Source organism: Anaerolineales bacterium (assembly GCA_037382465.1).
Classification (GTDB): domain Bacteria; phylum Chloroflexota; class Anaerolineae; order Anaerolineales; family E44-bin32; genus WVZH01.
Genome location: JARRPX010000009.1, coordinates 69,492 through 92,985, shown reverse-complemented (window position 1 = coordinate 92,985; position 23,494 = coordinate 69,492). Strand labels below are relative to the sequence as shown.

Here is a 23,494-nt window from a genome sequence, read left to right as displayed (position 1 = left end):
ATGCAAGAGACCGCTTCGATTACAGGAACCATCGAAGCGGTCACGTTTTTTTAGCGTGATTAACGAACTTCTATGGGGTGATAGCGGCCAGCAGTGCGGCTTGAATCGCATCCCGGTCCGGAATCAACACCGCTGCACCGCTGTAGGGAACACGGAATGGCGTCACCAAATCGTAACCGATCGTGAGGCGGTGGATTCGAGATGTGTCGGATGCAAGGGAAGTCCCCAACGGCACCAGCGGCAGGATGTCCTCGAGGGTTATGTTGGTCTGAACGAGGTAGTTGAATTTGTTATACAGATCGGGCACCCGCGACAATCCATCCAGGCTGAGGACGCGGCTGAACATCGCCTGGACCACTTCCTGCTGCCGGCTCAAACGATCGAAGTCGCTGGTTCTCTTACGCATCCGCACGTAACAGAGGGCGGTAAAGCCGTCCATGTGATACGTTCCAGGGTTGTACTCGTAGTTGAAGTCACCACAGCGATCGTAGACGTACTTGGTCACCTGAACGTCGATTCCCCCCAACGTGTCGATGGCGGTGGTGAAACCGTTGAAGTTCACCCGGGCCCAGTAATCGAGTTTAATCCCGAAATTGTACTCGACCGTGTCGAAAACCCATTCGGCGCCGCCGCGCACGTCCGCGGTGTTGATGCGATCCACACGCCAACCGGGAATGTAGACGTAGAGATCGCGCGGCATCGAGAACATGGTCACCATCTTGTTGTCCGGATCCAGCATCAGGATCACCATCGTGTCGGTGCGGAAACCGCCGTCATCGGGGCGTTGGTCGGAACCGAGCAGGATGATGTTGACGGCGTTTTCGGATTGGGGAATGGCGGCCACGGGCGGTGGAATCTCGATCGCCGATGGCTCTGCCGGCGGGTTAAAAGGACCCCATGCGTAAGGGTACGTCGGTGAGGGAAGCGCCGTCGGGATGTCCACCGGGTTCTCTTGTGTGGCTTCGGTGGGTTGAATGGGTAAAAAAGGCGTTGCGGTGGTCGTAGCCAGCGGGTCCGCAGTCACGAGCACGCCCGGATAGGAAACGGCACTCGAAAACAGCCCGCTGAGGAAATTACAGCCAAGTCCAACGAATACGACGAGCAAGAGAATCGGCAGCAGCAGATTTCGTCTCGGTCGCGGTTGAGGATTGCTCGAAGGTTGTTTCATTGCCCTTTTCACGTTGCTCCCGGATAGCGAGTTCCCCAATTTTCCTTTGCCTCGTTTCTTATCGTGTTATTTCACACTCGTAGGTCAGGTTGCACTTTCCATGCCGGAGTTGATTCTATTACCGCTTTGTCGTTTGCGGTAGTGCGCTGCGGGGCGATCGGGGGATTGCGTGGAGTCTTGCGCAGCTCGCTCAAGAGGAAAGTGCGGATCGAGATCGTTCTCGTCAGGAGCTGGGAGCTCCTTCTGCGCCATCGTCAACTGTTTGAAGCGTTCCGGCGGGGTTGGACGTCTGTAAAGGGGAGGCCTTGATCTGGCTGGATCGAATGGATGGATTTTTCCGTTCGTCGGTGGAGTGAGTCTCGTGAGTATCGGCTTTCAACTTACGGGGTTTGTACCCAACCCAACGGATAGCGATCAATCCATACAACAGGGTCAGCCAGAGTGTGAAGCCTCGATAGGCGAGTGAGATTACGGCGGCCGTCGCCAGGGGAACGTTCATCTCGGATATGTACACCGTCATGGCGCCTTCCACGAATCCCACGCCGGAGGGTGTGATCGAGGCGATGGTGAAGAGGTAGCTGGTTGTAAATCCTGCAAAAAGGGTTTGGAAATTGAACGGATGTTTAAATGCCATCGATGACATCCACAGGATCAGCATCATCGAGGCTTTTCTGGCCAGCGCCAGGATTGCGGGCACCAGAAGGTTGCCGGGAGAATGGCGGATGTGCTGCAAACCATCCGAGACGTCACGTGTGAAGGATTCGGCTTCGGCATCTTCGATCAGTTTGCGTCGCAAGATCGGTTTTAAGATCCTGTTCAAAGTCCTGATCAGCCAGATGATCGCTTTCCCCAATTTCTTGTTGGATTGTATGCCGAGGATCGCCAGGATGATGAGGGTCACGCCGATGGTCGCTGCGAATATGGACGCTGCGATGATCACCGTATTCAAAACGCCGTTTCGATACAGTATCACCAATCCGATCGGCAGAACGATCATGAATCCCAGGTAATCATAAACCAGGTAGAGGATGGCTGCGGTGGAGACTTTCGCTGCGGGCTTTTTTCGTTGTCGGCCATCTGCGATCAAAACGGCCATGGCGCCTGCACCGTAGCTGGGGGCGATAACGTTGATTAAATTCGCCGCGGTCGTAAGCGGTACAAGACGAGTCAGATTCTCGCGGATCCCAACCAGGCGGTACGTGGATTGGAACGCGGCTGCTATCACGATGAGCCAAAGTAGATGCGCTCCGAGAGCTGCGAGCATCCAGCGCCAATCCGCCTGTTTAAAAACATCCAGCACCGATCGAAGTTCCACCCGGTGAGTGAAGATGTAGTAAACTGCCAGAGTAATGATGATCGTATAGAAAGCTTTACGCATGGGATCCGACCACATTCATCTCGTGGGCGTACGGCGAGATTATACCCGATTCTATCGGAAGGCCGGCAGAGATCGACATTCGCATGATTTCCTCAATACCGCTCATTTAAGAATTTCTGCCAGGGCGGCGAAACTCTCCGGACTGTTGAGGCTCAGACCTTTCGCATCACGGTCGATCCGGCGTAAAAGTCCCGTAAGGACGCTTTTCGAGCCCATTTCGAAGAAATGTGTGATGCCGTTGTCCAGCATGTACTGCACGGATTCTGTCCAGCGTACACGCGAGATGAGCTGGGCGTGTAATTCTTCTTTCACTTCGCTGGCCGATTGAAGTGGTTTTGCGCTGACGTTACCGACAATGGTGATTTTTGGATCCTGAATTGGAGTCATTTGGAGGACGCGTTCGAAGGACGTTGCTGCTTGATGCATTATCGGGGAATGTCCGGCGATGCTTACGGCGAGATGAACAACTTTTTTAGCGCCGTTTTCGAGCAGCATCTCACTCGCCAGGTTCAGGGGATCTTCAAATCCGGAAATGACGATCTGGCCGGGACAGTTGTCATTGGCGATCCACACACCGGCGCCGCTTTCTTCCGAAGCGCGTTCACAAATCTGCTCCACGAAATCGGCTTCGAGGCCCAGGACGGCAGCCATGCTGCCAGGATTTTCGATCGAGGCCTGACTCATGCAGCGGGCGCGTTCTTCGACGAGCTTCAGCGCTTCCGGAAAACTCAGCGCATCGGCTTTTACGAGCGCCGTGAATTCACCCAGCGAATGGCCCGCGGTAATGGCCGGGATAAAGTCCGGATAACGCGATTCGAAAACCCGCAGCACCGCGATGGAGTCGGTGAGCAGCGCAGGTTGCGTGTAAAGCGTATCGTTGAGTGTTTCCTGTGGTCCATCCCAACAAACCTGAGAGAGTGAATAACCGAGGATTTTATCTGCAGTCTTAAACACTTCTGCAGCGATGGGGTCTTCTTGGGCAAGGAGACTTCCCATGCCAATGGCTTGAGATCCTTGGCCTGGGAAAATAAATGCGCTTTGCTTGGGGTCTAGGGACATAGGAATCAAAAGGCCGCGCTTGAAAACACGGCCTTCATAAGTTGTAACCTTGTTCGATCTCGATCACTTCGCGCCCGGCATAATGGCCGCAGCTAGGGCAAACATGATGCGGTAGACGCTTCTCTCCGCAGTTCGCGCAAACCAACAAGTGGCGTGCCTGCAGAGCGTCATGTGCGCGCCGGCGGTCTCGCCGACCCTTTGACGTTTTCCTCTTCGGAAGCGGTGGCATAATCCTTTTCTCCTTGGTACACACAATACCGCCTGCCCATTGGGCAGGCGGTATCATTATAGCAGGCCGTATGGAGGTGTCAAGTCAGCCGGTTTTCGAATGGGATGCCGGTGCAATCTCGAAAATTTCGAGGTGGGTAGATGTGGGGCAGCGGCTTTATCTGTTGTTCGCTTTCGTCACTGGGTATAATGATCCGGATCCGAATCAAGTAGGATTACCGGCGGCAGGGTTTCTTTTTTCTCAATGGATGGAAAATGATGATTTGTGGATTTCGAGACAGGCGTTGATGCGGCTGTCGGTGCTCTACTTCGCAACGCTGCGCCAGCGAGTGGGCATTCGCCAGGAAAAATTGGAGCTGGCGATGGGCTCACGCGTCTCGGATTTGCTCACTATGCTTCAGAAGCGTCATACAAGCCTGGAAGATGCGCTTCCTACGACACTGGTTTCCATCAACCGTGAATATGCATCCCGAGATGAACTCCTGCACGACGGTGATGAAGTAGCCCTGTTCCCGCCCGTCAGCGGCGGGGCGACTTCCCCAAAGTCGACGCTCTTTCGTTTGACGAACGACGCGCTGGATATAGAGCAGATTCTGGCAGATTTGGACGCTTCCCAAATTAAAGCGGCGTGTGTTTGCTCTGGAAGGGCGATTGGCGACACGATCTCGGATACGGAAGTGGATCGAGTTGCGGATGAAATCCGGGAGCGTTGGCCGGCGGTGCGAGGCGTCGCCGTCGTTCGACGTGCCGGCGGAGAAATCGAAACACCCAATGTGTTGATCGCATGTACGTCGGATCAAGGCAGCGTCGAGGTACTTTATGCGGCGCAGTTTGGCATCGAACGCCTGATCCGATCGATCCTTACGGATGGGAACGAAGACATCCATATGGTATGACCGAGCCTGAAAATCCCCAACATTCCGGGAATTCCCCGTCCACACGCAACCTGTTGAACGCTATTGGGTTGTATCTAGAGTACAGATAATTAATAGTACGGACAATTTCTTGTGGCATTGAGTTTGAGTTCCAAACCTGTACCGCAGAATTGACGAATATCGCAGGAAAATTCATTTCATTGTTTCTTGAGTTTGGAAACCTCATTTGGCTTGGGAGGAGAGCATGGAATACGATACGCGAGTGGTTGTGACCGGAATGGGAACGGTCAATCCGCTGGGATTGGACGTACCGGAAACCTGGCAAAATTTATTGGCCGGAAAATCGGGCATCGGCCCGATCACGCGCATTGATACTTCTCCTTACAACGTTCACATCGCAGGTGAAATTAAGAATTTCGATTTCGAGCCGTACATCACCGCCCGTGAAGCGAGGCGTATGGATCTCTTCGAACAATTTGCCATCGCTGCCACTCGCCAGGCGATCGATCAGGCTGGTCTCGATATCGCCGCAGAAGATCCGACCCGCATAGCGGCCGTCATTTCCGCTGCGGTCGGAGGGCTGCAATCGATGCAAGAGGGCATTCTCATCATGGATCAACAAGGGTCTCGTCGCGTGAGTCCCTTCCTCATTCCCATGTTCATGTCCAACGGCGCAGCGGGGTTGATCGCCATTCACTTCGGTGTGATGGGGCCATGTTTTTCCGTCGCTTCAGCCTGCGCTTCCGCTGCTGACGGGATCGGTCAGGCGGCGATGATGATCCGCTCCGGATACATCGATGCCGCCATCGCCGGGGGTTCGGAGGCCCCGATCAGCGGCATCGGACTGGGTTGTTTCGATCGCTTGGGTGCGTTGTCGCACAATCAAGAAAAACCATATGTCACACCGAGACCGTTCGATAAGGACCGCGACGGCCTGGTTATGGCAGAAGGCGCTGCCGTGTTGGTGCTGGAAAGCCTGGAACATGCGCAGGCCAGGGGTGCGGAGATCGTCGGAGAATTCGTCGGGTATGGATCGACGGCTGACGCTTTCCATATCACCGCCCCTGCGGAAGACGGCGCGGGCGGCAGTGCGGCGATTCGAAAAGCGCTGGAAGACGGGAACCTTACGCCGCAGGATGTGGATTACGTCAATGCGCACGGCACGGGGACGATATTGAACGACGTGGCCGAAACGAAAGCCATAAAGTCGGCGTTGGGGGAACACGCAGGCAGCGTTGCGGTGTCCTCCACGAAATCCATGACCGGGCATATGATGGGCGCCACGGGCGCTCTCGAGTCCATATTCTGCATTCTGGCCATTCGGGACAATCAAATCCCGCCGACGATCAACCTGGCGGAGCCCGATGCGGGCTGCGATCTGGATTACGTTCCCAACCAGGCACGAGAAGCGCAAGTGAATGTGACGCTGAGCAATGCGTTCGGCTTCGGCGGACACAACGCGGTTCTGGCATTCCGCGCTTTCTCGGGTTAGAATAACGATAATTGATCACGTGGTTTGAACGAGTGGTACGCCGATAACTCAAGTACTCTTGAGTTCCCGGCGTTCCCCAAGTTCACGGAGAAACCTGTGCAACCGAATGAGTTTGCCCATCAGGCTGGGCTGACGTTTGTCGATTCACATTTACTGCGCCGTGCGTTGACTCATCGTTCCTTCGTCAACGAGCATCCGGAAGCGCTCGAAGATAACGAACGATTGGAATTTCTGGGCGATGCCGCGCTCGATTTCCTCACCGCGGCCTGGCTCTATCGTCATTTCCCGGAGATGAATGAAGGGCAACTGACACGCTTGCGCTCGGCGTTGGTGCGTACGGAGCAACTGGCGGCTTTTGCGGGGGCGAGGTGAAGAATCGACCGGGGGACGCGAGCGTCCTGCATTGCTCTGTGCTGCGTTCGAAGCGTTGATCGGCGCCATATACCACGATGCCGGATTCCCGGCGGTGATCGAATTCATGGAAGAACGGCTCAAATCCGCTTCCGAGACCGTCCTGGAGGACCAGTCCTTGTTCGACGCACGCAGTTTGCTGCAGATCTGGGCGCAGGCCGAACTTGGGCAGACACCGCGCTACAAAACGGTCGGCTCGATCGGCCCCGATCATTCGCGCGAGTTCATCGTCGAGGTGGATGTCGGCAACGGAATGCTCGGTCGAGGGTGCGGTCACAGCAAACAGGAAGCCGCGCAGGCAGCATAACGGTGGAACTGCGCGGCTGCAGTCGTTGGACTTGCAGGGCTACAAGACGTTCGCGTTGAAGACGGAGATTGCGCTTGCGCCGACCATCACCGTGGTGGTCGGTCCGAACGGATCGGGGAAGTCCAACATCGCCGATGCCATCCGCTGGGTTCTGGGCGAGCAGTCCTATTCGCTGCTGCGCGGCAAAAAGACTGAAGACATGATCTTTTCCGGATCGGAGAACAAGCCGCGCGCCAGCATGGCGGCGGCGACGATTGGTTTTAACAACAGCGACGGCTGGCTGCCCATCGATTTTTCGGAAGTCAATATCACCCGCCGGGCTTATCGCGACGGCCAGAACGAATATCTCATCAACGGCCAACGCGTTCGACTGCGGGACGTGACCGAGCTGCTGGCGAGCAGCGGCCTCGGACAACGGACGTATACGATCATCGGCCAGGGTCTGGTCGACGCAGCGCTCTCACTGCGGGCAGAAGAGCGGCGGCGCCTTTTCGAAGAAGCGGCGGGGATCGGTTTGTACCGCAGCCGGCGGGAGGAGGCGCTCCGGCGCCTGGATAATACCCGCAGGAATCTCGAACGAGTGCAGGACATCTTGTCCGAGCTACAGCCGCGCCTGCGCAGCCTGAAACGGCAGGCCAAGCGCGCCGGCGAGTATGAACAAGTGCAGCGCGATCTCAACTCCGCCCTGCGCATCTGGTACGGCTATCACTGGTATCACTTGCTGGATCGTGTGAGCGAGGTTGCGCTGGAAGCCGAAGAGAAGTCACGCGATCGAGACGGGCTGCGCAACAAACAGGAAAGTGGGGAACGGGACCTGGCGACGACGCGGAGTCAGATCGATAGCTTCCGGGCTCAAATCCGCACGTGGAGCCAGCGCATTTCCGATTTATACAGCGAACGCGAGGTCATGGGGCGTAACTTCGCCGTCACGCAGGAGCGGCTGCGCTGGTTGGCGGAACAAGACGGCCTCATTCAGGCCGAAATCGGCAGCCTCGAGCAAATGCGCGCGCGTTTGATGGATCGCTTCACCCGCGCCACGGAGGATGAGCAGGTCAGGCAGCAGGCGCTCGCAGCGGCGCTGGAAGAACTGCAGGATTTGGAGCAGGGCACAGCAGAAAGCGTTTCGCTGCACGCGCACCTCGGCCGAGCAGATACGGTGCGTAAGTCGTTGGAAAAACTGGCCGCGGCGCAGGCAGCGTGGCTTACGCGCTGCACGCAGATCGAAGAGCAGTTGAGTGAATTGTCAGCTCAGCGAAACGAATTGGAAAAAGCCTTACAATCGCAGGAAGCGAACCTGGAGGCGAAAACGCAGCGTGATAAGTTGTCGCTCCAGCAGCTACATGAAGCGGAGGAAAATCATCAACGGGCCTCAACAGCTTATGCTGATGCGCAGCGGGATTTGCGCGAAGTCGAAGAAGCGCACGGTCAGCTGCGCGAACGCATTTCGAGCCTCGAGACAGAGCAAGCGAAGTTCGATGCGCTGCGGGAGGTCAAACGCACGGCGCTGGATGCGTACGACGCACTGGCAGATCTACTCCAGCGCGGGAAACGAGACGGCGATTCGCCCGGTTTTGCAGGCGAAATAGCGAAGCAGTTGAAAATACCCGCCGAATATCTGCGAGCGATTCGAGCCGCCCTGGGCGAATTCCACCGGTCGTTTGCATTTGATACGGTGGACGATCTTCTCGCGACTCTTCCTTGGCTGGACGAGCAAGGAAAGGGGGATGGCGCAGCGCTCATCTCACTGAACCCGGGATCATCGCAGGACCCGTTGGAAGCGCCGGAGGATTCGGGATGCGTGGGGAACGCCGCCTCGTTGGTGGACGTAGATCAAGCTATACGCCCGGCGATCGAAGTCTTGCTCGGGCAAACCATCGTCGTACGCGACATCGCCGCGGCGAAGCGTGTTCTCCCTGAATTGCCGCCCCAGGGGCGCGTGGTGACTCTGGCAGGCGATCTCATCCTCGGAAGCGGGGCCGTGTTGTTGGCGCAGGACTCGGAAGAAGAATCTCCCGATGCGTTGAGCCGCCTGGAGGCCAAGAGCGCGGATGTGCGTGAACGCCTGGATTTGGTTCACACCGAGGAAACGCAGCTCGCCGAAAAATCGGAAGCAGCCAGGCAAGCGCTCGAGTCCGCGCAAACCGATACGGAACGAACCCGAGATGATTTACTCCAGGCAAGGCTCGCTCGAGAGCAGTCACAAATGCTACTGGCGGACGCCGGGGAAAGGCGTTCCAACCTGCAGGAACAAATTGAGGCGCTGGATCGTACGCTTTCCGCGGTCGAAGTTGAAAAACATGAGATCGGGACACAGGGTGAATCTTTCGATGCGCGGTACGCAGAACTCGAAAAAGAACTGAACGATGCAGTCGGGGCAGCCGAGAGCGCAGACCCGAACGTAGGTTTGGCGAAAGCGCAGGCACGGCTCGACCTCGCCCGCAGCAGTCTGGCGGAAGGCCAAAGTCGACGAGCGGAGGTCGAAACACGGCTTGCAGACCTCGACAGGCAGCTGCAAGAATGGCGAACCCGGCTTGCCAGCAACGAGAACGAACGCGGCGCGGCGAACGAGGAAGCGGCGGAGATCGAACGCGGCATGGAAGAACTCGAAACGCAGTTGGCTGAACTGCAGCAGAAGTTAGCGCCCATCGAGCAATCTCTGCAGGATGCCGAGCGGAAACGCAACGAGATGGAGGCGGAGGGGAACCGCTTTCGTAACGCGCTGCAAACTGCCGAACGAGCCAACTCTCAAGCGCAGATCGACCTCGCCCGCCGTCAGGAAGAGTTGACCAGTTTGCGCCGCCGGATCGAAGATGACTTTGGGTTGGTTTCCTTCGATTATGCCCCCGGCGAGTTGGGCCAGGAACCGCTGCCCCTGGGTGGGTTGGTCGAACGATTCATGACCTCGCAGCTCAAGGATCTAAATCAAGCGCAAGAACGCATCCACGATGTGATCGCCGAGTTGAATCTGCTGATGGAGCGGGAATTCCGCAAGACCTTCGACGCCGTGAGCAAGGCGTTCAAGGAGACGTACAAACGGCTTTTCGGCGGCGGAAGTGCGCGTCTGGTGCTGACCGATGCGGAAGACCTGACAGAAACTGGTATCGACATCGAGGCGCGCTTGCCCGGACGGCGCGAGCAGGGCCTGGCGGTTTTATCCGGCGGGGAGCGAAGCCTCGTGGCTACCTCACTGATCTTCGCGTTGTTGAAAGTCTCTCCGACGCCGTTCTGCGTGCTGGACGAAGTCGACGCGATGTTGGACGAGTCGAACGTGGTGCGTTTCAACGATATGTTGCGTGAACTCAGCGAAGAGACGCAGTTTGTGGTGATCACCCACAACCGCCTGACGGCGCAGTCGGGGGAAGTGATCTACGGGGTCAGCATGGGCGCCGATTCCGTCAGTCGGGTACTCAGTCTCAAACTCGAGGACGTCGAAAAAGAATTGGCGATCTGAGCGGGCGGAAAAGACCTTAGAGACAACCGCCATGCGAGATCGATCGATTTGACCTCGTTGACAATCCGTTGACATCGGGTAGAATAGCGACGCACGCCGAAGTGGCGGAACTGGCAGACGCGCTACGTTCAGGGCGTAGTGAGCTTTACGCTCATGCGGGTTCGACTCCCGCCTTCGGCACCTGCAGCCCTCGACGGGGCTGTTTCATTTAATCACTACTTGCGAGACGATAATCCCTCAGGTAAGATGACGTTTGAGATGCGCGAAACCGAGCCGGAGAAGTCACGGCCTCCGATGATCTGGATCTTGATCATCCTGGCAGCGGCCATCCTCATCCTGGGGGATTTGAACAGCCGGATGGCGGAGACGCGCCGTCTGGAACGCGACGCCGAAGCGCTGCAGACCGATGTCATTGTAATGAAGACGCAAAACGCCGACCTGGCGACTCAGGTCGCGGGCGCGACGAGCGAAGCCAGCATACAGGAATGGGCGCACGCGCAGGGCGGAATGGCGCTTCCGGGAGAAGTGCTCGTCGTCCCGGTAGCTCCGGAGGAAGAGCAAGGCGGCGCAGCCGCCACACCCGTACCGCCTTTCGAGCCGCCAAGCAACTGGGAAGTCTGGTGGGCGCTGCTTTTCGGAAGCTGATTGCTTGACGCTCGCGAGTCGGACTGTTATAATCCCCAACGCACTTAGAAAAGTGTAATACGCTGCGGGGTGGAGCAGTGGTAGCTCGTCAGGCTCATAACCTGAAGGTCCTTGGTTCGAATCCAAGCCCCGCTACCTTAGTTACAACGAGGCACTCGAGAGGGTGCCTTTTTATTTGCCAACTCCTTTTTCGAACTGGTACCACGGATCTGACGGGCATGAGTCTGTCTTCGATCTCCAAGACGTCATCTCTCTGATATCTTCACCTCGAAACAACGATTGTTAATAAGTATTCCTCACTTCATGCCGTATCCTGACGGGCCTTCAGGGTATGGAAAGGGTCGATTTCGTCCTGACACGACCCCCGGATGTTGGCAATATTCATACGCTCGTTATGACGGCATATAAGGTGGGATTAACGATGGGATAAGTGAGACATAAGGACACAGGACCAGTTAAGGGATTACTCTCATTGTTGACGATGTCCGTATCGCCATCGGCATGGCTGCGCCATGCCCTTATGAGACCTTACGGAGGAGTTAGATGATCGGAAAGGTGGAATCTATAAAAGGCAAAAAAAGAAAAATCGCTTGGTTGCGGGTGTTTCTGAGTGGATTGGTTCTCTATTTTATCGGAATAGCCGTCCTGGTGGTAACCGGCAATCCCAACTTGTTCCCGACTGCAGTCATGATCGGGAACTTTCTTATGCCTGTTACCTTCGTGGCCTTTCTCTATGAACGGCGGCATTGGAGCAGACTTTCACTGCCAACGACGGCGCTGAGTTTCATCTATGGGGGGGTAGGCGGCGTGCTGGCCGCGTCGATCCTGGAGCCCATCTTCATCCGTCAATTGGATTTGACCAACATGTTTGTGGTGGGATTGATTGAGGAATTCGTCAAGATTATTGGGGTGCTCCTCATTGCTCGTCATTATAAGCACAATGCTGAAATGGACGGTCTGATCCTTGGCGCCGCGGCCGGGATGGGATTTGCGGCATTGGAAAGCACTGGTTATGCATTCACCGCATTCCTTGAAAGCGGTGGCAGCCTGACTGCGACGGTGGTCGTGACTTTGCTGCGAGGGATACTATCACCGGTCGGCCACGGCACCTGGACGGCAATTCTAGCCAGCGTGCTTTTCCGAGAAAGCGGTGAAAGACATTTCCATATCAATCTTAAGGTTTTAGGAGCATACCTGACCGTTGTGGTCCTGCATGGGTTGTGGGATGCCGTACCAGCGTTGATCTCCGCAGCGTTGTACACCGGATTGGATGTTTTGATCGGTCAATCGGTCGTCGGCGCTCTGGGGCTGTTCATACTCTGGCGGCGCTGGCATGAAGCACGGCGGCTGCAGATCGAACACGGGCTTCCTTCAGCCGAATACACGCAAGCAGAAGAAAGCGCTCTGGGGAACTTACAGTAACCTGCCATGCGGGTTGGTCAATTCCCGGGACGAGAGAAGGAGTATTAGAATGTTACGAATCTCTATCGCAGCTTGCCTTGGGCCTGGAAGGTGGGACCAATGAGCACCTCTCGACGGACTTTCATCCTGGCTGCATTCATTATTCCTGCGCTTGCGCTGGCGTTCATTTTTGGCGCATGGGCAGAAAGTAGAACGCAGGTCCTGAGTTCGAGGATCCCTTCGAATGCCCGCGGCGAGTTCGATTTGATGGCCGAAGCCTGGAATCTCATTCAAGAGAACTACGTTGATCGGTCGGCAATCCAGCCTCAACGAATGACATACAGCGCGATCAGCGGGATGGTCGACTCGCTCGGCGACACGGGTCACAGCATTTTCCTCAGCCCGGATATGGTGAAGGAGGAGCAAGTCTTCATGCAGGGTCACTTTGATGGGGTGGGGTTGGAAGTCCAGATGAAAAACGGCCAGGTCGTAATCGTTGCACCCATCGATGCTTCTCCAGCTCAAAAAGCCGGCCTGAGGCCGGGCGAAATCATCACCAAGGTCGACGGTCAGGATATAAAAGGGCTGACGCTTATCCAAGTAGGGCAGAAGATCATGGGGCCGTTGGGAACGAGTGTGACGTTGACCATTCAGAACCCTCAAACCGGCCTGCTGCGCGAGTATACGTTACAGAGAGCTGAGATCGAAATCCATAACGTGATCTGGCATGTTGTGCCGGGTACCAACATCGTCCATCTTCGAATCGCCGGTTTCAGCCAGGGAGTGACCCAGGACCTGCAGCAAGCCCTTCAAGACATCCAGGGCCAGGGTTATACCAGGCTCATCCTCGACCTACGCAACAACCCCGGGGGTTTGTTGGGGGAGGCGGTTGAAGTCTCCAGCCAATTCCTGTCTTCAGGAAACGTGCTGGAACAGCGCAACGCACAGGGGGAGATCACCCCGGTGGCCGTTCTACCCGGTGGCGTTGCAACCGAGATGAAGATGGTCGTACTCGTCAACGCTGGGACTGCCAGCGGGGCGGAGATCGTTTCCGGCGCTCTCCAGGATGCCCATCGCGCCGAGCTCATCGGGGAAACCACCTTTGGCACGGGAACAGTACTCAATCAATTCTCCTTGTCAGATGGGTCGGCCTTGATGCTGGCTACGGAGGAATGGCTTACACCGGACGGACAATCAATATGGCACAACGGAATCACGCCTGACATCCAGGTGATGCTTCCGGATTCGGCGCTTCCGCTGTTCCCGGAGGCAGAGGGAGACATGACCACGTCGCAATTTGCGGCTTCCGAAGATGCGCAACTGCTTCGGGCGGTCCAGTCGTTCAGCGCCATGCAGGACCAATGACGAAGACCACAAGCAGTTGCCCAGGCCATCCTGCATCGTCACACGGTGCTGTGCTGTAGGATTGGGTTGGAAAGTGAACCGACTTGCGGTCCAGTTACGAGATCGGACGTTTGAACATTTCAATCGCGTTTGCGGGGCTGCGGAGATCGGCCGCGCAATGTTTGGCAATTTGGACACCCGACTCCACCGGAATCTGACCTTGCAGCTGGATGGCGATGTGCATATCATACGTGCGGCCAACGCAATCCGCTTTGACGTGGACTTACGCAGCCGTTAATCCGTTACGCAAATAGGATTTCTGCCCGAAAAATCCTTTGTTAATGTTCCTTTAATATTGGGATAATGCTGTTTTAAAGTCCGGCCGGATCGTTCCTTGTTAAACTCTATTCGATTTCTCTTTCAGACAGAGAACTATTTCCATATAGATAGATTCGATTTTTGAACCGCAGTCTTTTTTCGCGCTGAATCATACATATGTGATTCATGCAGAATCCAAGTAGAATACCTCGATTTAGTGGGGATTTATCTCTCATGAAATCGGGTTCCTTTCATCAAGAATTCGCGTTCGCCAGTGATCTTGTCGAAAGCAAGCACTCGGGTAAAGATAGATTTTAGGCACGGAACCCGGTTCTGTTCGATCATATCCAGTTTGTGCGGGGCCTGACGGTCAAGGAAACTGAATGAGAACGACTGGTTATCTTCACATTGAGAATGTACGAAGTTTCTGCGCTGTTAGGATCGAAACAGCGCAGAAGTATTTAAAGACAATATTCATCATAATACACCTAAATGCTATCGCTTTGGAAAAGAGGTTTGGTAGAACATCTTACGACCGTTTGAAATTAAGCTGGTTTCGAAATCCGTCCGTGCAGCAAACATAGATATAAGGAGGTGGATGATGCTATCGAAGGACAACAGTGCCTCGAGGAATTTCATCCTGAGCGCCGCCGCCTGGCTGGTGCTGGGTGTAACGATGGGATTCATCCTGGCCCTGCAGTTTGTTTTTCCGGACCTGTTCCGGGGAATTCCGGAATTGGTGTTCGGACGGCTGCGCCAGGCGCACACGAATACCGTGATGTTTGCCTGGCTTTCGGGAGGCATGATGGGTATCTGGCTTTATATGGTGCCCAGACTCACCGGCCGCAAATTATACAGCGAGGCGCTTGGAAACGTCACCATGATCCTGTGGAACATCGCTGTCCTGGTCGGCATCGTCGGTATCTTGCTTGCTTATACCCAAAGCCGTGAATACGCCGAATTCATCTGGGCCGTGGACGTGGGTGTAATGGTTACCCTGATTCTGAACCTGATCAACATCTGGGCCACCGTTGCCAAAAGGGTCGAGAAAAAGTTGTATGTCTCATTATGGTATATCTGCGGTACGGTGATCTGGATGCCGATGCTGTACCTCATCGGCAACGTGATGTGGAACCCTGCCACCGGCGCACTGACAGGGATCGATGACGCCATCTTTAACTGGTTCTATGGTCACAATGTACTCGGACTCTGGTTCACGACCGGCCTGCTGGCAGTGATTTACTACATCGTGCCCCGGGAAACCCATACTCCTTTATACAGTCACTTCCTGTCGTTGATCGCTTTCTGGGGTATTGCCCTGTTCTATACAGGCGTAGGAGGGCATCACCTGGAGTGGGCGCCTATCCCATACTGGTTGAAAACCATCGCCGTGGCGGAAAGCATCGGCATGGTACTGGTGGTGGTGGCTTTCATGATGAACATATATCTCACCATGCGGGGAAATTGGAATCGGGCCATCACCAGCATACCACTGCGCTTCGTCCTGGTGGGCTGGGCGGCATACATCCTGGTTTCCTACCAGGGATCGCATCAAGCCCTTCGCAGCATCAATTTGATCACACACTTCACCCAGTATGTCCCTGGACACGCACACCTCTCACTCCTGTTTTTCGCAGCCTCGGTCATCATGGGCGCGGCCTATTACATCATCCCCCGCATCGCGGACTGCCAGATTTACAGCCTGAAACTGGCCAAAATCCAATTCATGCTGTATGTCATCGGTTTTCCCTTCTTCTTCGCCGGTTTCCTGCTGACCGGGCTGGTGCAGGGGACGGCCTGGCTTCACCAAGGTCTCCCGGTTTGGGCGGTTCTGCCCGGATTGCGGCCTTACATGGCATTGCGAGCTGCGGGTGGTTCCGTCCTTTGGATCAGCTTCATACTCTTCGCCTTCAACATCTTTGCAACAGCATTGGTACGTAAACCCGTCGCAGCGCCTCAACCTCCTGTGAGGTTGAGCGCGGAAATCGTACCGGAGGTGACATCATGAGGATGTCGTTCACGACCGTTACCGTAGGAGCGATCTTGGTTTTCCTGGCCGTGGTGGTAACCGTGGTTTTCATCCCTGGATGGATCTGGGCGCCGGAGCAAACCTGGATCGCACATGAGTATACCGAGCAAGAAGAACGCGGACGGGAAATATTTTTCTCCAACGGGTGCAATTACTGTCACACCCAGTACGTGCGTTACTTCGATACCGCCGCCGGCCCCGTATCCATGGGCGGCAACTACGTCTTCGACAACCCCATGATTCTGGGTTCTGAACGCACGGGGCCCGATCTTTCCTACATCGGGCGCAAACGCAGCGAAGCCTGGGAGATCCGCCACTGGAAGGATCCCCGGGAGATGTCGCCTCTGTCCATCATGTCCAACTTCAGTTTCTTATCGGATCAAGAACTGGAAGACCTGGCGGCCTATATCAACGCGCTCGGCGATCGAACGGCGGCGGAATACATGATTCAGCCACCCTTTCCGTATGTCGGTCAAACCGATCCTCGCCTGGTTCCATTGTCCACACCGGCTGCCGATGGCACACCCCAGGGATGGGATTTGTGGACGGCAGCCGGGCTGCAAGCCGGGAAGGAAATCTTCATCACACACTGCCAGACCTGCCATGGGGACGCGGGTAACGGCCTGGGAACCTACGCCGGCACCATGACGATCACCCCGGCGGACTTCAAGCAGGAACCCTACCGCAGTATGCCGGCCGAGCAGTGGTTCTGGCACGTATCGGAGGGCATTCAGGGAAGCTTGATGCCGACCTGGAAGGAGAGCCTGACGGAGGAGGAGCGTTGGCAGGTGATCGATTATATCCGCACCATTTTCGCTCACCCGGTCGAACGTGATCCCGAGGAGGGCGATCCGAGTGGTGATTACGCCAACCTGACAAATCCGGTGGTACTCAATGTCGCTGCGCTGGAAGAGGGCAAGGCTATCTTCACCCGGCAGTGCTCCGTCTGCCATGGTGACTCCGGCCATGGAGAGGGTCCCTATGGATCGGGCTTGCTCCCCATACCGCCCGATTTCAGCGCCCTGCAGGATTATGCCGATTGGACTGATTCGGATTACTACTGGCGAATCAGCGAAGGCATCCCCTTTACCGCAATGCCCACCTGGAAACTGGAGTACTCTGAGGAGGACCGTTGGAAGCTCGTGCACTACATCCGGGTGAACTTCACCCAGACCGAGGCGCGGCCTCAGACAACCGATACTCAAGATTTCCCGGGGATTTACACCGCCCAAACGATGCCGGAAACGGTTGCCATCGAAGAGCTTCTCAACCAAAATCTGGATCAACCCCAGCCCGTCACCCCTTCCTTTGCAAGCGGGAAAGCATTCTACCTGACGCACTGCGCCCATTGTCACGGGCTCACCGGAATCGGGGACGGCTGGGACGGAGAATACCTGGATGTGAAACCGGCCAATTTTACCGGGGAAATGGTGCGCGGCCTCACCGACGGAGATTGGTTCGCTCGGGTCAGCCTGGGCCTCCAGAACTCGGCGATGCCCACCTGGGGAGAGCTTGTGTCGGCGCGCGATCGTTGGAACGTGATCAAATACATCAGCGAAGCGTCAACCTTGAACCAACCCGGAGGAACTTCGCAGAAGGCTGAAACCATCCCGAGTGTCTTTGATGGCACGATTTCAGCTCAATTCCTGACAATAAGCAAGGAACTCTGGTTGGACGAAGTTGGGGCCATCGATCCGCAGCACGGTGGGGAACTCTACAACCGCTACTGTGCGGAATGCCATGGTATGACCGGCGAAGGTAATGGCCCAGGTACAATTGATTATGGAATTCCTGGACCGGCGGCTTTCCCGCAGGATCTGCCTGACAATTACATCTATTGGCGCATCTGGGAAGGAGTGCGGGACACCAATATGTTCCCCTTCCACTGGTCGCTCACGCCCGCGGAAGTCTGGGATATCACCGAATATATCCTGGGGGGTTATACAGGAAGTGGACCAGGAGGTTGATGATGACACTCGGATTGTTGGGATTTATCGGCTGGGGCATCTTCTTGACCTTGACCGCCATCGGATTGTTTATCTGGGGGTACAAACGAGGTCAGTTCAAGGACATCGAGGAGGCCAAATACCGGATGCTCGAAGACCGGGAACCGGAACCCTGGCCTGGGCGTGAAACAAACTCAAAGAAGAATAAGCTTCAGATCAACGAAGCCAAACATGAAGGAGGCAAAGGATAATGACCGCAAACTCGCTCGTTATCGGTGGTGAGGTCCTGGGGATTGTCATCGGAGGGGTCATCTTCCTGCTCTTCGGCATCGCCTTGGGCATACCCCATCGACCCATGAAACCGTCCGGAGGCGCAGGTCATCGCGAGGAAACTGACGAAGAGACCGTATCACCGGATGGCTATATCGACAGTTTTGCAGGCGTGATCGAGGAAGCGGGTGGAAGCCTGACTGCCGTGGTGAGCCTGGCCCTTCCCGGTGTCCTGCTTTGGTGGCTCATCTACATGATCATCAACTGGATGCCCAGGATATTTCAGGGCCTTGCGCATTCCTACGGCCCCCTGCCTCCAGGAGGTTAGCCATGGCCTACATATATCAAGTCGGTTTCGACGTCCGTCCGGATCAGATGAGCGATCTTGAAATCGGCGCTTCCATCGAACGCGTGCTGGGATTTCTGCTTACCTTGCTTCCCAATGAGGAGGGATACATTACTGCCCGTGCGATGCACTCCATTGACAACGGTGAGGCGGTTACATTGGTTGTGGAAAGTGTGTGGGACAACTGGGAGGAATTCGAAAGGCATGCGAAATCGGCCATGGTCGAAGATAAGGTACTTCTTGAATTCGACCCACACATCGATCGAGGATCTCTCAGGAGGCGAATCTACGAAGAAATCTTTTGATTGTCTCCTTCACAATGGATCCCGGCCGCAGGATACATGGCCGGGGTCCACATCCTTTATCCCGTGGAATCGAGTTTCATCTACACGATGATGAAGATCTAGGGCTTGTACTGCTCGCGTCACCGTTCACGTTGATCGGAATTTGCTGGAGAGCGCTCCGGTCTTTGTGTTGATCCAGGAAGCCAGCGATATTGGTCCTCATTCATCAAGCCTCTCAATTCCTGAACCGGAAAAGATCGAACTGCTACGTCGAACTGTATGCGTTGGATCAATAAGTCGGAGTAATGTGGAGATAAAGATAAACATGAGTGATATTCGATGCAGCCTGAATTGATAATAGGTTCCCTGCTGGTCACAGGGCTGTTGGGCAGCCTGGGACATTGCTCGGGGATGTGCGGTCCGCTGGTGATCATGGTTGGTACACGCCTGGGCGACGCTCGCTGGCCGGCAAGACTGGGCTTGTAAATGCTTTACCATTCCGGGCGAGTGCTCATTTACATGCTTCTGGCTGCGCTCCTGGGTGCATTTGGAAATCTGCTTGGGGCGGGATCGAAAATGAGTCCCCTTGGCGGATGGGTCAGTTTGGTTTTAGGCATAGGGGTTATCATTTTTAGTCTGGGATACCTGGGAATTCTCCCCATTGAACGCTTCATGGATTCGGGAGTCTGGCTCTCCCGGCAAATGAAACAAACGTTGAAGCGCGGCCGGACATCGGGAATGTTGTTGATGGGGATCTTGAACGGTCTTCTCCCCTGTGGGCTGGTATACAGCGCGCTCTTGACCGCCGCTTCTCTCGGAAGTCCGGCTAAGGCCGCCCTGGGAATGGGGGCATTCGGATTGGGAACCTGGCCGGTGCTCCTGATGATCGGGCTGGGTGCAACCAGCCTCAGCCTCAGCTTTAGATACCGTCTTGCACGTCTCGCTGGTCTCTTCATCTTACTGGTTGGGGTGCAGTTGTGCTTGCGCGGCATGGCATCCCTGGGTTGGATTCACCACTTGCATTTGGCAGGATGGATGCTTTGGTAGATCAAAAAGAACGCTGCGAGTTATGCAGTTTGCCCATTGAGGGCAAACCTGTTGAACGGGACATTGGTGGTGAAGAACATCGCTTTTGCTGTTCGGGCTGTGCACGGGTATACGGGCTGGCCTATGAGAGTGGTATGCTCGAGGAAGTAATCCCCAAGAAAATAACGAAACCGAAAATTCAAAATCCCTTTAGATCCGGTGAAACCGCTCATTTTCACGTTGGAGGAATGTGGTGTGCGGGTTGTGCGGCCGCAGCCGAAGAAGTGATGCGCAGGAAGCCGGGGGTGATGTCCGCAGACGTCAGCTTTGCCGCCGAGCGAGGGCGCATCGAGTACGATCCGGATCAAGTCGATGTGGATGCCCTGCTTCGATCCTTGGATGGACTGGGTTACAAAGCACGCCGGTTCAGCAAGGAGGCCCAGATCGTTGGTCAGAAGCAGCAAGACCGGATGCAGCTCCAACTCATCAGCGCGGTCGTCTTCAGTATGCAGGTGATGGTCCTCTACCTGGTCCAACTCTACCCGTTGTACAGCCGAGGCGATTTCTCTTCACCGGTCGTGCGCAACATCCAGTATGTCACCTGGGCCCTGGCAACCCCGGTGCTCTTTTTTGGGGGAAATTCCATCCTGAAGGGCGCCTGGCGAGCCTTACGCGCACGCACCGCCACAATGGACACTCTTGTAGCTCTCGGTACACTCTCGGCTTATTTTTACTCGGTTTACATTTCGCTCTCCGGAAGGGGAGAAGCCTATTTCGATTCCGTGGCTATGATCATCACCTTCATCATGATCGGGCGATACCTTGAGTTGTTGGGAGGCAGCCAGGCTCGCAAAGACATCCGCACTCTTCTGACGATGCAGCCGGATACGGCGCTGCGGAAATCGGAGGACGGTTGGATCGAAGTGGCGGCTTCAAAACTACAAAAGGGGGATTTCATCCGCATCAAGCCCGGCCAACGCGTCCCGGCCGATGGCGAGATCACACAAGGCGCCGCGACTTTGGACGAGTCGATGTTGTCCGGAGAATCAGCACCCGTGGAAAAATCCGAAGGCGAGCAGGTATTTGCAGGCACCATATTAACGGATTCAACACTGACCGTGAGTGTGGTTAACCCGCCAGGCGCCTCGCGTTTGGCTCAAATCACCCGCATGGTGGAAGAGACTCTGTCTTCCAAACCTCCCATCCAGCGCCTGGCTGATCGGGCTTCCACCATCTTTGCCTACGCCATCATCACCATTGCGCTGCTTACCGGGATCGGCTGGCATTTAAACGGCCGTGCCGGCTCAGAAGCCATCCTGGCTGCGGTGGCCGTCCTCGTGGTTGCCTGTCCCTGCGCCCTGGGCCTGGCGACTCCACTGGCCATCACGGTTACGCTTGGACATACCACCCGACAGGGAATCATCGTCCGTAAAGCTGCGGCCCTGGAAACCGCAGCCCAAATCGACAGGATCGTGTTCGATAAAACCGGTACACTGACCCAGGGCAAGATGGAGGTGGTATCGGTGCACGTGGGAGAGGATCATCGGGTCGATCGGGAGGAATTACTCCGGTGCGCGGCCGCGGTGGAGCAGTTTTCGGAACATCCGCTGGCGCGAGCGATCGTTTCCGCCAACAAACTCGCAGTTCCGACCGCACAGGGATTCCAGATATCGCGCGGACTTGGGGTAAGTGCGACCGTGTTGAACGGTTCCCCAAAAAGGGTAATGGCGGGTTCCCAAAGGATGTTTGATGCGGAAATAAATGCAGCGTTGGTGGATGAGGCGAACCGCAGGGCGGAACGCGGCGAAATCGTAATCTGGGTGGGATGGGGCGATGATGTATCCGGTTTCATTTCCCTGCGCGATGAGCCTCGTCCAACGGCCAAGGAGATGCTGCGAGTCCTGCGCGACGAAGGGATCAAGACGAGCATGCTCTCCGGCGACCATCCCAAAACAACCGCCGCCATTTCGGAAGAGTTGGGTGTGGAAACCTACGAAGGCAATTGCCCGCCCGAAGAAAAGGCTGCTCGGATCAGGGATTGGCAAGAAAAGGGTGAGTGGGTCGCCATGGCCGGCGATGGCGTCAACGACGCTCCGGCTTTAGCACAAGCCGATTTGAGCATCACCGCATCCGGTGGAACCGATGTCGCCGGTGAAACCTCGGACATCGTGATGACCCGGGACGATCTGACCCTGATCCCATGGTTCATCGGGGTTTCTCGGCGGACCAGACGCATCATTAAAGAGAATCTCGGTTGGGCTTTCGCCTACAACTTGCTGGCAGTACCGCTCGCCGTAACTGGCATCATCAGCCCCGTGATCGCAGCGGCAGCCATGGCCACCAGCAGTCTGTTGGTCGTGAGTAACTCACTGCGGCTGCGACGCTAATAGGATGAACGTGCAATCCGAAACGAAGAGAGTGAGTAGTATTCGACGAAAGTAAAAATTCAGGAGGTAAGGACGATGGAAGCATTACACGAACGCATTCAGAGTGCAGATTGGAAAAAGGAGAAGCACGCGCCGGTCATCGAGGCGCCCGATCAGGTGAAGGCCGGAGAGCTTTTCCAGGTAAAGGTCACGTTGGGGAAGGAGATCTCCCATCCCAACACGACCGAACATCACATCAGCTGGATCAGTCTCTTTTTTCACCCTGAAGGAAAGCCTTTCAGCCATCAGGTTGGCCATTTTGAATTCCTGGCACACGGCGAATCTACTGCCGGGCCGAATGAAGGTCCCGTGTACACCCACCACGAGGCATCCACGTCGATGAAGGTCAGTGTCCCTGGGACGCTTTATGCGCTGGCCATGTGCAATATCCACGGACTGTGGGAGAGCAGCAAGTCGTTGGATGTAAGCTAGAATCCACATTACCTCGCTCGCGGTTCAATCTCATACAGGTTGGTCTACGACGACATCGCGGCGGATCCAAGGGCGAGATGATCGCATTCCCGCTGCGATGATTCCGGCTCGATTGCGGCCAATCCTAACGGTCCGTTGGTTTCGTCTGGCATGTCCTTTGTCGTTGCGATCGTGAGGTGCCACCCGTCCTGGCGGCGGAAGAACGACGCAGCTGCCTGAGAAAAACCTTTGGCGACGTTTCCCGTTGAAAATCAATGAGGCGATCATGCGCAGATTCAACTCCCGGGTTGAACGGGTCCGGATCAAGGTACGAGTTGTGAGGGTCCCGGATTGTTTATCAAGCGAGTTTGCCGTATTGACACGCTGAGCGTAGGACGGTCGGAACAAGTGCTTGCTGAGGATGACACAATCAAATCTCAGGAAAAATACCTCTGGAATCCCGGCCTTACGATGCTGGATCAATATCTTCGGATTCGAACTCACAACCTGAAGGTTCTTGCTTCCCTGTAAGAACACCAGGACGGGCGAACCCAGGTCCAGTTACCTGAGAGAGCCTCCGGCGTGGAGGCCCTTTTTTGTTTAACAACACCCTAACACCCCGCAGGTTCAGGGGAAGTCCCGGCCCTGCTGTCTTTTTTTCATTTTTCTTTCAACTTAC

The 23,494-nt window shown here is 55.7% G+C and carries 19 protein-coding genes, 2 tRNA genes and 1 pseudogene; 18 read left to right on the top strand and 4 right to left on the bottom strand.

Going from position 1 to position 23,494, the window contains the following annotated elements; genetic code table 11:
- Window positions 1-70 precede the first annotated feature (70 nt).
- From P8Z34_04350 to rpmF, 4 genes are all read right to left on the bottom strand, one after another.
- Entirely contained in the window at window positions 71-1,168 is a 1,098-nt protein-coding gene (locus tag P8Z34_04350; GenBank protein ID MEJ2549894.1) for an LCP family protein, read from the bottom strand.
- 223 nt (window positions 1,169-1,391) lie between these two features.
- Window positions 1,392-2,561 carry a lysylphosphatidylglycerol synthase transmembrane domain-containing protein gene (locus P8Z34_04345; GenBank protein MEJ2549893.1) on the bottom strand — a complete coding sequence of 390 codons (1,170 nt, stop codon included), beginning with the start codon at window positions 2,559-2,561 and terminating at the stop codon, window positions 1,392-1,394.
- An 87-nt stretch (window positions 2,562-2,648) separates the two neighbouring features.
- A complete protein-coding gene (gene fabD / locus P8Z34_04340; GenBank protein ID MEJ2549892.1) occupies window positions 2,649-3,605 on the bottom strand; it encodes an ACP S-malonyltransferase in 957 nt (318 codons plus the stop codon).
- A gap of 34 nt (window positions 3,606-3,639) precedes the next feature.
- Window positions 3,640-3,834 carry a 50S ribosomal protein L32 gene (rpmF, locus tag P8Z34_04335; protein ID MEJ2549891.1) on the bottom strand — a complete coding sequence of 65 codons (195 nt, stop codon included), beginning with the start codon at window positions 3,832-3,834 and terminating at the stop codon, window positions 3,640-3,642.
- Window positions 3,835-3,904: 70 nt separating this feature from the next.
- On the opposite strand from rpmF, the gene P8Z34_04330 reads away from it, so the two are divergent.
- From P8Z34_04330 to P8Z34_04245, 18 genes and pseudogenes are all read left to right on the top strand, one after another.
- Window positions 3,905-4,729, top strand: a complete 825-nt coding sequence (locus tag P8Z34_04330) for a MoaD/ThiS family protein (GenBank protein MEJ2549890.1) — start codon at window positions 3,905-3,907, stop codon at window positions 4,727-4,729.
- Between the two features lie 223 nt (window positions 4,730-4,952).
- Window positions 4,953-6,200 (top strand): beta-ketoacyl-ACP synthase II, encoded by a 1,248-nt coding sequence (gene fabF, locus P8Z34_04325; protein MEJ2549889.1) that lies wholly within the window; start codon window positions 4,953-4,955, stop codon window positions 6,198-6,200.
- A gap of 96 nt (window positions 6,201-6,296) precedes the next feature.
- A complete protein-coding gene (locus P8Z34_04320; protein ID MEJ2549888.1) occupies window positions 6,297-6,572 on the top strand; it encodes a ribonuclease III domain-containing protein in 276 nt (91 codons plus the stop codon).
- Window positions 6,556-6,918 carry a putative dsRNA-binding protein gene (locus P8Z34_04315; protein MEJ2549887.1) on the top strand — a complete coding sequence of 121 codons (363 nt, stop codon included), beginning with the start codon at window positions 6,556-6,558 and terminating at the stop codon, window positions 6,916-6,918. The genes P8Z34_04320 and P8Z34_04315 overlap by 17 nt, the downstream gene beginning before the upstream one ends.
- Window positions 6,851-10,369 carry an AAA family ATPase gene (locus P8Z34_04310; protein ID MEJ2549886.1) on the top strand — a complete coding sequence of 1,173 codons (3,519 nt, stop codon included), beginning with the start codon at window positions 6,851-6,853 and terminating at the stop codon, window positions 10,367-10,369. The genes P8Z34_04315 and P8Z34_04310 overlap by 68 nt, the downstream gene beginning before the upstream one ends.
- Before the next feature lie 95 nt (window positions 10,370-10,464).
- Window positions 10,465-10,549, top strand: a tRNA-Leu gene (locus tag P8Z34_04305).
- 78 nt (window positions 10,550-10,627) lie between these two features.
- Complete coding sequence (locus P8Z34_04300; GenBank protein ID MEJ2549885.1) at window positions 10,628-11,014, top strand: hypothetical protein; 387 nt, start codon at window positions 10,628-10,630, stop codon at window positions 11,012-11,014.
- 63 nt (window positions 11,015-11,077) lie between these two features.
- Window positions 11,078-11,149: transfer RNA gene (locus P8Z34_04295), tRNA-Met, on the top strand.
- Between the two features lie 408 nt (window positions 11,150-11,557).
- Window positions 11,558-12,436, top strand: coding sequence for a PrsW family glutamic-type intramembrane protease (locus tag P8Z34_04290; protein MEJ2549884.1), 879 nt, complete (start codon window positions 11,558-11,560; stop codon window positions 12,434-12,436).
- Window positions 12,437-12,535: 99 nt separating this feature from the next.
- The gene (locus P8Z34_04285; protein ID MEJ2549883.1) at window positions 12,536-13,780 is read left to right on the top strand and encodes a S41 family peptidase; all 1,245 of its coding nucleotides are present in this window, start codon (window positions 12,536-12,538) and stop codon (window positions 13,778-13,780) included.
- 898 nt (window positions 13,781-14,678) lie between these two features.
- Window positions 14,679-16,085, top strand: coding sequence for a cbb3-type cytochrome c oxidase subunit I (locus tag P8Z34_04280; protein MEJ2549882.1), 1,407 nt, complete (start codon window positions 14,679-14,681; stop codon window positions 16,083-16,085).
- The gene (locus P8Z34_04275; protein MEJ2549881.1) at window positions 16,082-18,073 is read left to right on the top strand and encodes a c-type cytochrome; all 1,992 of its coding nucleotides are present in this window, start codon (window positions 16,082-16,084) and stop codon (window positions 18,071-18,073) included. Before P8Z34_04280 ends, P8Z34_04275 begins: the two co-directional genes overlap by 4 nt.
- Window positions 18,074-18,075: 2 nt before the next feature.
- Window positions 18,076-18,303, top strand: a complete 228-nt coding sequence (locus P8Z34_04270; protein MEJ2549880.1) for a cbb3-type cytochrome oxidase assembly protein — start codon at window positions 18,076-18,078, stop codon at window positions 18,301-18,303.
- Window positions 18,303-18,650, top strand: a complete 348-nt coding sequence (locus P8Z34_04265; protein ID MEJ2549879.1) for a hypothetical protein — start codon at window positions 18,303-18,305, stop codon at window positions 18,648-18,650. Before P8Z34_04270 ends, P8Z34_04265 begins: the two co-directional genes overlap by 1 nt.
- Before the next feature lie 2 nt (window positions 18,651-18,652).
- Window positions 18,653-18,973 carry a hypothetical protein gene (locus P8Z34_04260; GenBank protein MEJ2549878.1) on the top strand — a complete coding sequence of 107 codons (321 nt, stop codon included), beginning with the start codon at window positions 18,653-18,655 and terminating at the stop codon, window positions 18,971-18,973.
- A gap of 318 nt (window positions 18,974-19,291) precedes the next feature.
- A pseudogene (locus P8Z34_04255) lies at window positions 19,292-19,999 on the top strand (sulfite exporter TauE/SafE family protein).
- A 134-nt stretch (window positions 20,000-20,133) separates the two neighbouring features.
- On the top strand, window positions 20,134-22,365 hold the full coding sequence (locus P8Z34_04250) for a cation-translocating P-type ATPase (GenBank protein MEJ2549877.1): 2,232 nt from the start codon (window positions 20,134-20,136) through the stop codon (window positions 22,363-22,365).
- A 75-nt stretch (window positions 22,366-22,440) separates the two neighbouring features.
- Window positions 22,441-22,836 (top strand): class II SORL domain-containing protein, encoded by a 396-nt coding sequence (locus P8Z34_04245; GenBank protein ID MEJ2549876.1) that lies wholly within the window; start codon window positions 22,441-22,443, stop codon window positions 22,834-22,836.
- Window positions 22,837-23,494: the final 658 nt, after the last annotated feature.